Here is a 13,206-nt window from a genome sequence, read left to right as displayed (position 1 = left end):
GAAGAACTTCAACATGATGTTCGTCTAGGCCTTGCGTCGATGAAGACGTTCAGTATTCTGAAGCCAGCTCGACGTTGGAGGGCACCCGATGGCTGACCGCGATGCTGGCGCTGGGCAGGACCTGCCCGTTGCCGCGATGCTGGGCGAGGTCGGCAACCAGGTCCGTGGCCTCCGCAAGGAAGCCGGCCTCACGCTGGAGCGGCTCGCCGAGCTGTCCGGGTTGAGCACGGGGATCGTCAGCCAGATCGAGCGCGGGCTGGCCAACCCGTCGTTCGGCACGCTCGTGCAGCTCGCGCACGGCCTCGGGATCCCGGTGGGAGGGCTGTTCCAGGTCTCCGACCGGAACCGTTCGCCGGTGGTCCGCAGGTCGGAGCGGCGCCGGTTGGACGGCCACGGCATCGTGGCCGACGACGGTGGCCGTTTCGAGCTGCTCACGCCCGACCTCACCGGCGCGCTGGAAGCGACCTGGGTGGAGACCCCGCCCGGGTACGACTCGAGCGCGAACCCCTACCGCCACCAGGGCGAGGAGTTCGGGTTGGTCCTGTCCGGGCGCAAGGACGTCTACCTGGACGGGAAGCGGCACGAGCTCGGCCCTGGCGACTCGATCCGGTACCCCTCCACCACACCGCACTGGTACGCCAACCCCGGCGACGAGATCTGCACGGCTGTCTGGGTGATCACTCCGCCCACCTGGTGACGATCGGCCCGGACCATCGTCCGGAGGCCGACCGGATCACGTTCGCGCACGCCACCGGCGTGCCGCGGCATGCGGTGGGTGCCCCGTGTCCGACGCGCTGAGCGCGTCCATGGCTTCAAAGGCGAACACCATGACTGCGACATCCCATTCCCCGTCACCCCATTCCCCTTCTGCTACCGCCCCACCGGACCCCACCCGCGTCACCTCGACAACCCGCCGGGGCATGCTCGGGCTCGGGCTCGGCAACACCCTCGAGTGGTACGACTGGATGGTCTTCGGGCTGCTCTCGGCGTACCTCGGGCCGCACTTCTTCCCCTCGCAGGATCCGGTTTCGGCCACGCTGAGCGCACTGGCCGTGTTCGCGGTCGGGTTCGCGGTGCGCCCGCTGGGCGGCGTGCTCTTCGGCGTGATGGCCGACCTGGTCGGCCGCCGCCGGGTGATGCTCGGCTCGGTCGCGCTGATGGCCGTCACCACGCTGGTGATCGCGCTGACGCCGACCTACGGCGCGATCGGCGTCTGGGCCGGCGTCGTGCTGGTCGTCTGCCGGTTGCTGCAGGGGGTGTCGACGGGCATCGAGGCCCCGCTGTCGACGTCGTACGCCGTGGAGCTCAACCCGGCCGGCCGCGAGGGTCGCGCCGCGGGGTACATCAGCTTCTTCGTCAACCTGGGCATCCTGCTCGCGTCGCTGGTCAGCTTCGCGACCAGCTGGCTGATCGGCGGCGACGCGATGCAGGAGTGGGGCTGGCGGGTCCCGTTCATCATCGGCGCGGCGCTCGGCGTGCTGGTGATCTGGCTGCGCCGTGCGCTGCCGGAGACCCTGCACGACGAAGAGCGCGCCGACTCGTCGTCGGGGTCGGTGGCCCGCGGTGTGCGCAAGCACTGGCTCGGGCTGCTCGCCATCGTGTTCGTCGTCGGCGCCGCGCAGGCCTACAACTACGCGTGGAACGTCGGGCTGCCCAACCTCGCCCGCAGCACGTACGGCGAGGACCCGACGGCCGTCTTCGCGCTCGCCACCGTGCTCGGCGTGGTGCTGCTGATCGGATCGTTGATCACCGGGGCGCTGGCCGACCGGTACAAGCTCTCGCGCACGTTCCTGGTGACGCGGCTGCTCGCCGTGCCGTCGGTGTTCCTGATGCTGCTCTACGACCGGCCGGGCATCGCCGGGTTCGCCGCGGTGCTGATCGGCGGCTCGCTCGTGCTGGTGCTGAACATGACGCTCTACAACGTCGTCGCGACGTCGCTGATGCCGAAGGCCTGCCGGGCGACCGGCGTGGCCCTCGGCTACGGGGTGGCGGTCGCCCTGTTCGGCGGCACCGCCTCCTACCTGCTGGTATGGCTGCAGCAGCGCGATCTCGACTGGATCTTCCCCGCCTACGCCGCGGGCCTGTCCCTTGTCAGTGTGGTGCTGTACGCGGCGGCCCGCCGCCGCGACGGCACCTTCGCGGGTGAATGAGGAACACGATGCAGCTGACCCGTCTGTCCGAGCTGTCCGATCCGGTCGTGCGCCGCTCCGACGTCGTTGTGGTCGGCGGCGGGCCGGCCGGGGTGAGCGCGGCCGTGGCCGCGGCGCGCACCGGCGCGAGCGTCACGCTGCTGGAGCGCTACGCCGCGCTGGGCGGGCTGGCGTCCGGCGGCATGGTGCTCGTGCTCGACGACATGGTGAACGGCTCGGAGGTTTCGGTCACCGGGATCGTCGCCGAGTACGTCGAGCGCCTGGACAAGATCGGGCTGGCGGTCTACCCGCCGGAGTCGGACCGGTACTCCTCGGTGGAGACCTGGAACCGCTGGGGCCGGTTCGGCGTCTTCGACTTCCACCAGCACATCACCCCGAAACCGATCTGCTACGCCGTCGCGTTCGACCCCGACGGCTGGAAGCGGGTGTCGAACGACCTGGTCCGCGAGTCGGGCGTGCACCTGCGGCTGCACTCGTGGTTCTCCCGACCGGTGCTCGACGGCAACCGGCTGGCCGGGGTCGTGTGCGAGACCAAGCAGGGCCCGCAGGCCGTGCTCGGCGACGTCGTCATCGACACCACCGGCGACATCGACGTCGCCTCCCGCGCCGGCGCCGACTTCGTGAGCGACAGCTACCTGACCACGCTGGTCTTCCGGCTGGGCGGGGTCGACACCGTCGCCGCGGAGCGGTTCGAGCAGGCCAACCCGCGCGAGGCGCGCGCGATCAACCGGACGATCAAGCGGATGCTCGGCGGCGCGTGGGAGCTGTGGTGGCTCAAGACCCCGCTGCCCGGTGTCGTCTGGTGCAACTGCCCGCACATGACCGGCTACGACGGCGCCGATCCGGAGTCGCTCACGGAGGCCGAGTTCGACGCCCGCGCGCGCATCGCGGCGGTCGTCGACCACATCCGGGAGCACCTGCCGGGGTTCGAACGCTGTTACGTCGTCGACGTCGCCGAGCAGATGGGCGTGCGCCAGACCCGCCTGCTGCGCGGCGAGTACGTCGTCACCAAGGACGACGTCACGAGCCGCCGGCACTTCCCCGACTCGGTGGCCCGCGGCCGCGACTACTACACGCCCTACCGCGCGCTGCTCCCGCGCGGCGTCGACCAGCTGCTGGTCGCCGGGCGCCACTACTCGGCCACCCCCGACGCGCAGCGCATCTCGCGGGAGATCCCGCCTTGCATGGCGATGGGGCAGGCCGCAGGGATCGCGGCCGGGCTCGCCGTCGACGCCGGTGGGACCGTCCGGGACGTGGACGCGGCCGCGATCCAGCGCATGATGCGGGCGCAGGGCGCCGACCCCGGTGACGTGCCCGCAGCGAACGCGACGATCACCGACCCCGTGGAGGTTCCGTCATGACCCAACCGCTCGCCGGAGTGACCGTCGTCGACTTCACCCAGGTCTACATGGGACCGAGCTGCACGCAGCTGCTGGGCGACTACGGCGCCGACGTCATCAAGATCGAGCGGCCCGGGGTCGGTGACCTGTCGAGGTCGTCGATCAGCGACCCGGACGGGCCGGACAACCCGATCTTCCTCTCGATCAACCGCAACAAGCGCAGCGTCTCGGTCGACACCCGCACCCCGGAGGGGGTGGCGGTGGTGCACCGGCTCATCCGCGACGCCGACGTGGTGGTCAGCAACTTCCGCTCGGGGGTGATGGAGCGGATCGGGTTCGGCTACGGCGCGTGCCGCGAGCTGAACCCGCGGGTGATCTGGGCGTCCGGCACCGGGTTCGGTGCCGCCGGCCCGTACGCGCACAAGGGCGGTCAGGACGTGATCGCGCAGGCCTACTCGGGGGTTATGTGGCGGCGGGAGTCGCAGGACGTGCCGCTCTCGGTCTACCCGACCACCCTGGCCGACTACACGACCGGCATGCACCTCATGCAGGGCATCCTGCTGGCGCTGCTCGCGCGCGGCACGTCCGGTGAGGGGCAGAAGGTGGAGGTGACGATGTACGACTCGATGCTGCACATGCAGATGCAGGAGGCGTGCATGCAGCTCAACCGCGGCCGGGAGATCAACTGGGCGGCGATGCCGCTCTCCGGCGTCTTCGAGACCACCGACGGCGCGGTCTGCATGGTCGGTGCGTTCAAGGAGAACCCGTTGCGGGACATCTCCGCGGCCCTGGAGCTGGACGAGGACCTGTCGCAGCGGCCCGAGTTCGCCACGCTGGACGACCAGTTCGAGCACCGGCCGCAGTTGCAGGCGATCTTCCGCGAGCGGTTCGCCACCAATTCCAGCGATCACTGGGTGAAGCGGCTGGAGGAGGTGGACATCCTGTGCGCGCCGGTGCGCAGCCTCGAACAGGCGCTCGACGACGAGCAGACCGCCGTGAACAAGATGGTGCTGGAGATGCAGCACCCCACGGCCGGGCGCGTCCGCGCGCTGGACGCGCCGATCCGGCTGTCCGCGACGCCGGCGCAGGTGCGGCGGGTGCCGCCGCGGCTGGGCGAGCACAACGCGGAGGTGCTCGCCGAGCACGGCTACGCCGCCGACACGGTCGCGGCGCTGGTCGAGTCGAAGGTGCTGCGATGACGGACGCAGCGCCCGGCGACGCGGTCGACGAGGTCCGGTTCGAGGTTGCCGACCACGTCGCCCGCGTGACCATCAACCGGCCTGCTGTGCTCAACGCGGTCGACGGGCCGACGCACGAGCGACTCGTGGAGATCTGGGAGCGGATCGAGGCCGACCCGGACGTCCGCGCGGTTGTTGTCACCGGTGGTGGGGAGCGCGCGTTCTGCGTCGGCGCCGACATGTCCGCCGCCGCGATCGCGAAGACCGGCCTGGAGTACTGGGCCGACCTCGACCCGAACGGTTTCGGCGGGCTGAGCCTGCGCACCACGCTGGACGTCCCGGTGATCGCGCGGGTGAACGGCTACGCGCTCGGTGGCGGCATGGAGATGGTGCTGGGCTGTGACATCGTCATCGCCGCGGAGCACGCCCGGTTCGGGCTCACCGAGCCGCGGGTGGGCCGCATCCCGCTGGACGGTGGCGTGTTCCAGCTCGTCCGCAGGGTGCCGCACACTCAGGCGATGGGGATGTTGCTCACGGGTCGCCGCGCGGAGGCGGCCGAGATGCAGGCGATGGGCCTGGTCAACGAGGTGGTCCCGGCCGCCGAGCTGGACGCCGCCGTCGACCGCTGGCTGGCCGACGTGCTGGCGTGCGCGCCGACGTCGCTGCGGGCGGTGAAGCAGATGGTGCAGCGGACGGCGCAGATGTCGGCGCGGGAGGCCCGCGACCAGCGGCTGCCGGCGCTGATGGCGGCGCTCGACAGCGCCGACGGCAAGGAGGGGGTGCGCGCGTTCCAGGAGAAGCGGGCCCCGGTTTGGCCGGGCCGGTGACGGTGACCGTGACAGCGCTGCAGCAGGGCGTCTGGGGCGTGGTCGCCACCCCGTTCACCGGGGGCGATCGCTCCGTCGACCGCGAGAGCCTGACCCGGCTCGCGGCGCACTACGCGCCGATCGGCGCCGTCGGGCTCACCGTGCTCGGAGTGTTCGGCGAGGCGGCCCGGCTGGACGGCAACGAGCGGCGGGCGGTGGTGGAGACGGTCCGCGACGCGGTCGCGCTCCCGCTCGTCGTCGGTGTGACGGCGCTGGGCACGGCCCCGGCGATCGAGGAGGCACGGGCGGCGCGGGAGGCGGCCGGCGACCGGCTCGCCGCCGTGATGGTGCAGGTCAACACGACCGACCGGGACACGCTGCAGGCGCACCTGGGCGCGATCCACGAGGCGACCGGCGCGCCGATCGTCGTGCAGGACTACCCGGTCGTCAGCGGGGTGTCGATCAGCGCTGGCGCGCTGGTCGCCGCGCTGCGCGAACTGCCGTTCATCGCCGCCGTCAAGGCCGAGGCGCCGCCGACCCCGGTGGCGATCGCCGCGCTCACCGGCGCACTGGACGTGCCGGTCTTCGGCGGGCTGGGCGGCATCGGGCTGCTCGACGAGCTGGCCGCGGGCGCGGCCGGCGCCATGACCGGCTTCTCCTACCCGGAGGGCCTGGTGGCGTGCGTCGAGGCCTGGGGGAGCGGCGGGTACGCGGCAGCGCGCGAGGCCTTCCTGCCCTACCTGCCGCTGGTGAACTTCGAGCAGCAGGTACGCATCGCGCTGGCGGTCCGCAAGGAGTGCCTGCACGCGCGGGGACTGATCGCCGACCCGGCCGTCCGCCCGCCGGCGGCCCCGATGCCCGAGTCGCTGCGCCCGCAGCTCGTCCGGCATCTGGCCGCCGTGCCGGGGCCGCGATGATTTCCACATCGGACTTGGTGACGCTGCCCAAGGCCGAGCTGCACCTGCACTTCGAGGGCGCGATCCGCGCGGCCACCGCCGCGGAGCTGGCGGACCGGTCCGGGCGGCAGTGGTCGCCCACCTCGACGTACCCGGACCTGGCCGCGTTCGTCCGGACCTACGAGTCGGCCCGCGACCTCGTCGAGACCCTCGACGACCTCCGCCGGATCGCGCGCGAGCTGGTCGAGGACGCCGCCGCGCAGGGCGTCGTCTGGTCGGAGGTGCACCTCGTCCCACCGACCTACGGCGGCCGGCTCGGGCACGACGAAGCCGTGCTGGAGGCCGTGCTCGACGGGTTCGCCGCCGGATCCGGCCCCGCTTCGGCCGCCGGTGTGATCATCGGCGTCAACCGCGGGCTGCCGCTGGAGGCCGCAGGGCGCTCCCTGCGGCTCGCAACGGCCTACGCCGACGCCGGGGTCGTCGGGTTGGGGCTGGCCGGCGACGAGGCCGGGTTCCCGGCGGCGCTGTTCACCGACGTCTTCGCCCGGGCCCGGGACGCGGGCCTGCGTGCGCTCCCGCACGCGGGGGAGGGCGCCGGGCCGGGCAGCGTCCGCGCGTGCGTCGAGGAGCTCGGGGCGGCGCGGATCAACCACGGCGTCCGTGCGATCGAGGACCCGGGGCTGGTCGAGCTGCTCGCGGAGCGGGCGATCTGCCTCGACGTCTGCCCGTCGTCGAACATCGCGCTCAGTGTTTACAGCTCGATGGCGGAGCACCCGCTCCCGCGCCTGCTGGCCGCGGGCGTCCCGGTGTCGCTCGGCAGCGACTGCCCGCTGTTCGTCGGGCGCACGGTCGTCGACGAGTACCGGCTCGCGATCGAGCACTTCGGGCTCGGCCCGGCCGACGTCGCCCGGATCGCGCACACCTCGCTCACCGCAAGCTCCTGCCCGCCGGATCGCCGCGACACAGCGCTGGCTGCGCTGAGCCGCTGGGGTTGATCCAGCAGTTCGCGCAGGCGCGCGGCGAAGGCCTTCGGGTGTGTCTGGTTGCCGTTGTGCCCGCCCGGGAACTCGATGATCGGCGTGTCGAGCAGGCGGGCCAGCTCCTCGGTGCACCTGTGGTTCCACGCCCCGCCCGACGCGACTCCGGCGGCAGGGACGACGGGCGCGCGCAACGCGGCGACGTCGGCCGGGCCGAACGTCGAGCGGCCCATCTCTGGCAGGTCCTTGGCCAGGAAGAAGGTGATGTTCGCGGTGCGGGTGGCGTCCATCGGGATCTGCTGGATGCCCGGTTCCGCGTCCATCGTGGCGAGGTTGATCCCGGTGGCGGCGGCGACCTCGGCCAGCGCGGGCCCCGTGCCGTCGCGTTCGAACGTGGCGACGACGTCGTCGAAGATCCGCTGTGCGCGGGCCCGGTCCGGCGAGGGCAGCAGCGCGGGTGTTGCGGGGTCGTGCGCGATCAGCAGCCGCACCTGCTCGGGATAGGTGCTCGCCAGGTGCAGGCCGTAGAGTGCGCCGAGGCTGCAGCCCAGGACGTACGCGGGCTCGTCGGTGACCGACGTCAGCACGTGGTGGATGTCCTCGGCGTGCGTGCGCGGCATGACCGGGGTGGTGGGGTCGGCGATCGGGCTGCGGGTCTGGCCGCGCCTGTCGTAGGTGACGACGGTGAACGTGCTGGTCAGCTCGGCGACGAGGTCGTCGGATCGGTTGGCGTTGCCGTCGCCGCTCTGCGCGATGAGCAGCACCGGGCCGCTCCCGTTGAGCTCGACGTGCAGCTTCGCGCCTGGCGCGTCAATCATCATATCGAGAACGATGCATCGAAAAAGATGTATCTGTCAAGATGTATCTTGTGCTGGTGAACGGGGTGGAGCTGTTCCTGCTCGGCAGGACGCTGATGAGGCTCGGCGAGGCGGCCATGCCTCAGGTGGAGGGCGCTCCCGCGGGGAGCACCCGGTCGGTGTTGATCGTGCTCAGCGACATCGTCGAGCATCCCGACAGCGCGGTGGGGGACATCGTGCGACGCACCGGACTGCCGCAGAGCCAGGTGTCGAACGCGGTGGCGCGGCTGCGCGACGCCGGTTCCGTCGTGGTGGAGCCAGACCCGGCCGACCGCAGACGGGTCCGGGTGCGGCAGGCGCCCACTGTCTCGGCCCGGGTCGCCGAGGTGCGCACGACCAGCGTCGACGAGGTGATCGCCGCCGCGGTGGGGCCGGCGCGCCTGTCCGACGTGCTGGCCGCGATCGACCTGCTGGGCGCGCAGCTCCCGCCGGGGCACTAGTGCCCCGTCACGGAAGGTTGGCGCGGGAATCGGGTGATCCAGTCGTCTGCTGGCAAGGCGCCGTCCGCAGCTCAGACCGGGCGTCTTTGCAAGGGCGGCAACGCCGCCAGCGGGCGACTGGGCGCCCGAGTTCCGTGGTGAACCTTTCGTGACGGGGCACTAGCGTCGGGGTGTGGACCTGACTCGTGGCGCGGGTGTCTCAGCCGACCTCCACCGGTACCTGCAGGAGGCGCGCAACGGTGTGGTCGGGGCGCTGGACGGGCTCTCCGAGTACGACGTGCGCCGCCCGATGACGCCGACGGCGACCAGCCTGCTCGGCCTGGTGAAGCACCTCGCCGGGGTCGAGTTCGGCTACCTCGGCGACTCCGTCGGGCGACCGGCGCCCGTGCGGCTGCCGTGGGTCGAGGACGAGTCGATCTGGGACAGCGCCGACATGTGGGCGACCGCTGACGAGAGCCGCGAGGAGCTCGTCGAGCTGTACCGGACGGCATGGCGGCACTCGGACGAGTCGATCGACCAGCTGCCGCTCGACGCGCCGGCGAGCGTCGCGTGGTGGCCGCAGGAGCGGCAGCGCACGACGTTCGGGTCGCTGCTCGTGCGGGTCGTCGCCGAGACCGCCCAGCACGCCGGGCACGCCGACATCGTCCGCGAGATGATCGACGGGCGGGTCGTGCGCGACCACGAGGACGTCGGCGACGCCCGGTGGTGGGAGCGCCATGTCGAGCGGGTGCGGCAGGCCGCCGACCGATATCGGCCTGATCCGGTCTGACGGCTGACATCGGCAGGTGTTGAAGTTCTTCCGCTTCCACTCTATGGTCATACAAAGTACTAAAGACCAAGGAGGCGGGGATCATGCGGTTCGACGGGGTTCGCGGCGAGGGGTGCGGTCCGCCGGACCGCAGGGGAGCGGCGTTGGGGCTGCTGTCGTTCGCGATGTTGATCGTGTCGCTCGACCAGTACATCGTGGTTGTCGCGCTGCCCGACATCGGCCGTGACCTGGGCTATTCCGCCCAGACGCTGCAGATGGTGATCAGCGCGTACGCCGTCGTGTCGAGCGGCTTCCTGCTGTTCGGCGGGCGGGCCGCCGACCTGTTGGGCCGGCGCCGGTTGCTGGTGGCCGGCCTCGTCCTCTACGCGGTGGGATCGGCCGCGGGCGGGTTGGCGACCGGGCCGCAGGTGCAGCTCGTCGCGCGGGCCGTGCAGGGGTTGGGCGGAGCGCTGGTCTTCCCCAGCACATTGGCGCTGGTCAACACGATGTTCCCGGAAGGGCAGGAGCGCAACCGGGCGCTGGGCATCTGGGGCGGCGCCGGCGCGGCCGGGCTGGTGGCGGGTGTCCTGCTCGGCGGGGTGCTGACCCGCGTGTTCGGATGGGAGGCGGTGTTCTTCGTGAACGTGCCGCTCGTCGTGGCGGCGATCGCGCTGGTGTTCGTGCTGGTCGCGGCAGATCCGTCGCGCGACCGTGCCCGCTCGTTCGACCTGCCCGGCGCGCTGTCGGTGACCGGCGCGGTCACCCTGCTGGTGTTCGCCCTCGTGCAGGCACCGGAGCTCGGCTGGACCTCTCCGTGGATCATCGGGGCCGTGGCCGTCGGGCTCCCGCTGCTGGCGGGGTTCGTGGTGATCGAACGGCGCAGCCGCGACCCGCTGCTGCCGCCGCGTCTCATGGCCAACCGCACTCTGCAGCTCGCGACGGGGATCGCGGCGTTGTTCTCGGCGACGTTCGGGTGCCTGCTGTACTTCCTGTCGATCTACCTGCAGGACGTCCAGGGGTATGACGCGCTGCAGACCGGTTTCGGGTTCCTGCTGCCGACGGTGCTCGTGGTCGCCGGCTCGACGTTGGCCGGCCGGTTCGTCACCAGCTTCGGGCTGATGCCGACGCTTGTTACGGCGCTCGCCGTCGGCGCGCTCGGCGCGGTCGCGCTCGGGCTGGCCATGACCCCCGACAGCTCCTACGTCGCGCTCGTCCCGGGGCTGATCGGGGTGAGCGTCGGCGACGGCGTGGTGTTCACCGCGATGTTCATCGCCGGCGCGACCGGCGTCGGCTCCAGGGAGCAGGGCGTCGCTTCGAGCATCGTGTCGACGGGCTCCGGGATGGGTGCGGTGATCGGGTTGGGGCTGCTGGTGCTGATCTCCAACGCCGGCACGCACGGGCTGGTCGGTGAGCAGCTGCGGGTCGCGTCGGCGTACGGGATCCGGACCGCGGTGTTCGTGGCGTCCGTCGGCATCCTGCTGATGTTGTTCCTGGCGCTGCGGCTACGGTCCACCGAAGCCCGGCCGGATGTGTGTAGCGTTGCCGCACGGGTTGGAAGGACTGACCCGTGCACGTGACGAGACGGACGATGGACGCACCTGACCAGCTGGTTCAGCAGTTCGACACGGCACCGCTCGCTGAACGGGTGCGCGAGGCGATCCTCGAGGCGATCCTGTCGGAGAAGTTCGTGCAGCGGCTGCCGAACGAGGGCGATCTGGCCGGCATGTACGGGGTCAGCCGCACCACGATCCGGGCGGCGTTGCAGAGCCTGGAGAACGAGGGTGTCGTCACGCGGCGGCGGGCGATCGGGACGACGATCAACAGCCACGTCCGCCGTTCCGCGCTCGCGCTGCAGCGGCTGGTGAGCTTCGCCGAGCTGCTCAAGGAGCGCGGGCACACGGTCCGGGTCGAGGCCGAGCACACGCGGATGGAGCAGCCGCCGGCCGACGTGGTCGCCGCGTTCGGCGCGGACGTGTCGACGGAACAGCCGGCGTTCGTCACCGACACGTCGTTCTTCGCCGACGGGCATCTCGCGATCTGGATCCGGGACGTCGTGTCGTGGAGCCGGCTGCGGGACCAGTCGAAGATCCCTTCGCCGGGTGATCCGGCGGCGTTCGACTTCGCCCGTTCCTACCTGGTGCAGCCGGTCGTGCATGCGGTGGCCGAGATCCGCCCGGTGGTGAACCACGGCGAGCAGACCCGTCTGCCGGTCGAACCGGGAAAGGCGTTCACGCGGTTGCTGGAGCGGCACTACGCCGCCGACGGCGCGGTGATGGCGGTGTCCCTCGTCGACGTCGATGACGACTTCGTCGTCTTCGAGGTCGTCCGCCGCGCCTGATCGACCGGACGAGGAGGTGGCGTCGTGAGCTTGGAGTCGATGTCGACGTTCGTCGTCGCGGTCGTCCTGATCACGTTGGTGCCCGGCCCGGCGATGGCGCTGATCCTGCGTCGGGCGGCGTTGCGCGGGTTGCGCGGCACGTTGCCGACGATCGTCGGCCTGGAGGTCGGGCTGTACCTGTGGGCGTTGCTGGCCGCGGCCGGGTTCGCCGCGATGGTCGCGGTGTCCGAGGTGGCGTTCGTGGTGCTGCGGGTGGTCGGCACGGTGGTGCTGCTCTACCTCGGCGGTAAGGCGCTGCTGGCCGCATGGCGGGGCGGCACGGCCGACGTCGAGGTGACGGCGCCGACGTTGCGGTGGTGGAAGGGCTTCGGCGAGGCGCTCGTCGTCTCCCTCGCCAACCCGAAGGCGGCGATCTTCATGATCGCGTTCTACCCGCAGTTCGTGCCCGCCGACCGCCCGCTGTTCGCGACCACAGCGGCGCTCGCGCTCGTGCAGGTCGCGATCGAGACCGTGCTCCTCACCGCGCTCGCCGCGGGCGTCGCCCGCGCGGGCGGCCTGTTCCGCCGGCCGACGGTGCGCCGCAGGCTGGAGGCGGTCACGGGCACGGTGCTCGTAGCGCTCGGAGTCAGGGTCGCAGCTGTGCCGTGAGGCGATGGTGCGGTCTTCGGCGCGGGACTTGATCCGGATCGACGTACCTGGGCGGGATGAATTCGGGAAACCCGTCGACCATCCGGACGATCCATTCAGTGGCATGTATTTCCCGGTGATGCATCCGGCAAAGCATCACCAGATTGTTGATTTCGGTTGTTCCACCGTTCTGCCATTCGATGATGTGGTGGATGTCGCACCAACTCGCCGGGCGGCCGCACCGTGCGCATCCGCGGTCACGGGCGGCCACGGCTCGTCGCATTCCGTCAGGAATCACCCGGGAGAGGCGGCCGATGTCGAGGGGTTGGCTGTCGCTGTTCATGACGATGGGGATGACTGCGGCGTTGCAGGCGAGTTGGCGGAGGTCTTTGGTGGTGATGTGGCCGCCGAAGTCCAGTATTGCGGTCCGGACCCGGGTTTCCAGCTCGGCGAGCGGGATGTGCACGTTGAGATGTGGCCGGTGCCCGCCGGACCGCGGGACGTCGCCGTGGTCGAGGACGTACCCGCAGACGTCGGCGAGGGCTTCGGCTTGGCGCTGTTTGCTGCTGCGCTGGTCATCCGATCCCGCCGGTTTCGACTTCGCGTCGATCAGGGTGGCGATGGTGGCGAACAGGACCGCGTTGTCGAACCGGCCCTTGATCACGCCTCCTGGCCGGTCTGGGTGTGGGTTGATGGTGAGCTCGTTGACCTCGGAGTCGGGTCCGTCGTCGGGTTCGGGTCCGTCCTGGTCCATCCGTCGTACCAGTTCCATTGATCTGCTACGCAAATTTCGGACCGCTTGAATTTGTTTCGATTATGCGACTTGCTGGAGATCAGTCCAGTCTTTGA

The 13,206-nt window shown here is 71.1% G+C and carries 13 protein-coding genes and 1 pseudogene; 12 read left to right on the top strand and 2 right to left on the bottom strand.

The annotated features are described in order from the left end of the window. The first annotated feature begins 88 nt into the window (after positions 1-88). From LL648_RS41165 to add, 7 genes are all read left to right on the top strand, one after another. Positions 89-697: a helix-turn-helix domain-containing protein gene (locus LL648_RS41165; RefSeq protein ID WP_232668411.1), complete on the top strand. Its 609-nt coding sequence runs from the start codon at positions 89-91 to the stop codon at positions 695-697. A 223-nt stretch (positions 698-920) separates the two neighbouring features. Next, the gene (locus tag LL648_RS41160; protein ID WP_232668410.1) at positions 921-2,150 is read left to right on the top strand and encodes an MFS transporter; all 1,230 of its coding nucleotides are present in this window, start codon (positions 921-923) and stop codon (positions 2,148-2,150) included. Between the two features lie 8 nt (positions 2,151-2,158). Continuing rightward, positions 2,159-3,511 carry an FAD-dependent oxidoreductase gene (locus LL648_RS41155; RefSeq protein ID WP_232668409.1) on the top strand — a complete coding sequence of 451 codons (1,353 nt, stop codon included), beginning with the start codon at positions 2,159-2,161 and terminating at the stop codon, positions 3,509-3,511. Further along, positions 3,508-4,689, top strand: a complete 1,182-nt coding sequence (locus tag LL648_RS41150) for a CaiB/BaiF CoA transferase family protein (RefSeq protein WP_232668408.1) — start codon at positions 3,508-3,510, stop codon at positions 4,687-4,689. Before LL648_RS41155 ends, LL648_RS41150 begins: the two co-directional genes overlap by 4 nt. Further along, on the top strand, positions 4,686-5,495 hold the full coding sequence (locus LL648_RS41145; RefSeq protein ID WP_232668407.1) for an enoyl-CoA hydratase-related protein: 810 nt from the start codon (positions 4,686-4,688) through the stop codon (positions 5,493-5,495). The genes LL648_RS41150 and LL648_RS41145 overlap by 4 nt, the downstream gene beginning before the upstream one ends. Beyond that, positions 5,492-6,391, top strand: a complete 900-nt coding sequence (locus tag LL648_RS41140) for a dihydrodipicolinate synthase family protein (protein WP_232668406.1) — start codon at positions 5,492-5,494, stop codon at positions 6,389-6,391. Before LL648_RS41145 ends, LL648_RS41140 begins: the two co-directional genes overlap by 4 nt. 17 nt (positions 6,392-6,408) lie before the next feature. Then, positions 6,409-7,365: an adenosine deaminase gene (gene add / locus LL648_RS41135; protein ID WP_232668405.1), complete on the top strand. Its 957-nt coding sequence runs from the start codon at positions 6,409-6,411 to the stop codon at positions 7,363-7,365. Between the two features lie 32 nt (positions 7,366-7,397). On the opposite strand, the pseudogene LL648_RS41130 reads toward add, so the two are convergent. Then, a pseudogene (locus LL648_RS41130) lies at positions 7,398-8,165 on the bottom strand (alpha/beta fold hydrolase); the annotation flags it as partial. 56 nt (positions 8,166-8,221) lie between these two features. Here LL648_RS41130 and LL648_RS41125 point away from each other — a divergent pair. The 5 genes from LL648_RS41125 to LL648_RS41105 all read left to right on the top strand — a co-directional run bounded on the left by LL648_RS41125 (position 8,222) and on the right by LL648_RS41105 (position 12,378). Continuing rightward, complete coding sequence (locus LL648_RS41125) at positions 8,222-8,644, top strand: MarR family transcriptional regulator (protein ID WP_232668404.1); 423 nt, start codon at positions 8,222-8,224, stop codon at positions 8,642-8,644. A 172-nt stretch (positions 8,645-8,816) separates the two neighbouring features. Beyond that, positions 8,817-9,413, top strand: coding sequence for a DinB family protein (locus LL648_RS41120; RefSeq protein ID WP_374112192.1), 597 nt, complete (start codon positions 8,817-8,819; stop codon positions 9,411-9,413). Between the two features lie 83 nt (positions 9,414-9,496). Beyond that, positions 9,497-10,969, top strand: a complete 1,473-nt coding sequence (locus LL648_RS41115; RefSeq protein WP_232668403.1) for an MFS transporter — start codon at positions 9,497-9,499, stop codon at positions 10,967-10,969. Positions 10,970-10,980: 11 nt separating this feature from the next. Continuing rightward, entirely contained in the window at positions 10,981-11,730 is a 750-nt protein-coding gene (locus tag LL648_RS41110) for a GntR family transcriptional regulator (RefSeq protein ID WP_232668402.1), read from the top strand. A 24-nt stretch (positions 11,731-11,754) separates the two neighbouring features. Further along, positions 11,755-12,378: a LysE family translocator gene (locus LL648_RS41105; protein WP_232668401.1), complete on the top strand. Its 624-nt coding sequence runs from the start codon at positions 11,755-11,757 to the stop codon at positions 12,376-12,378. On the opposite strand, the gene LL648_RS41100 is transcribed toward LL648_RS41105, so the two are convergent. Further along, a complete protein-coding gene (locus LL648_RS41100) occupies positions 12,356-13,111 on the bottom strand; it encodes an HNH endonuclease (RefSeq protein ID WP_232668400.1) in 756 nt (251 codons plus the stop codon). The two genes, LL648_RS41105 and LL648_RS41100, sit on opposite strands and share 23 nt — an antisense overlap. Positions 13,112-13,206: the final 95 nt, after the last annotated feature.

This window comes from Pseudonocardia sp. TRM90224 (assembly GCF_021245725.1).
Classification (GTDB): domain Bacteria; phylum Actinomycetota; class Actinomycetes; order Mycobacteriales; family Pseudonocardiaceae; genus Pseudonocardia.
Note: the sequence above shows the minus strand (reverse complement) of the source record. Positions and strands in the feature narration are given on the sequence as shown.

Bases quoted from the DNA above. Each gene is read 5' to 3' on its own strand.
- LL648_RS41165 (WP_232668411.1), top strand. From the start codon at position 89: ATGGCTGACCGCGATGCTGGCGCTGGGCAGGACCTGCCCGTTGCCGCG.
- LL648_RS41160 (WP_232668410.1), top strand. From the start codon at position 921: ATGCTCGGGCTCGGGCTCGGCAACACCCTCGAGTGGTACGACTGGATG.
- LL648_RS41155 (WP_232668409.1), top strand. From the start codon at position 2,159: ATGCAGCTGACCCGTCTGTCCGAGCTGTCCGATCCGGTCGTGCGCCGC.
- LL648_RS41150 (WP_232668408.1), top strand. From the start codon at position 3,508: ATGACCCAACCGCTCGCCGGAGTGACCGTCGTCGACTTCACCCAGGTC.
- LL648_RS41145 (WP_232668407.1), top strand. From the start codon at position 4,686: ATGACGGACGCAGCGCCCGGCGACGCGGTCGACGAGGTCCGGTTCGAG.
- LL648_RS41115 (WP_232668403.1), top strand. From the start codon at position 9,497: ATGCGGTTCGACGGGGTTCGCGGCGAGGGGTGCGGTCCGCCGGACCGC.
- LL648_RS41110 (WP_232668402.1), top strand. From the start codon at position 10,981: ATGGACGCACCTGACCAGCTGGTTCAGCAGTTCGACACGGCACCGCTC.
- LL648_RS41100 (WP_232668400.1), bottom strand. From the start codon at position 13,111: ATGGACCAGGACGGACCCGAACCCGACGACGGACCCGACTCCGAGGTC.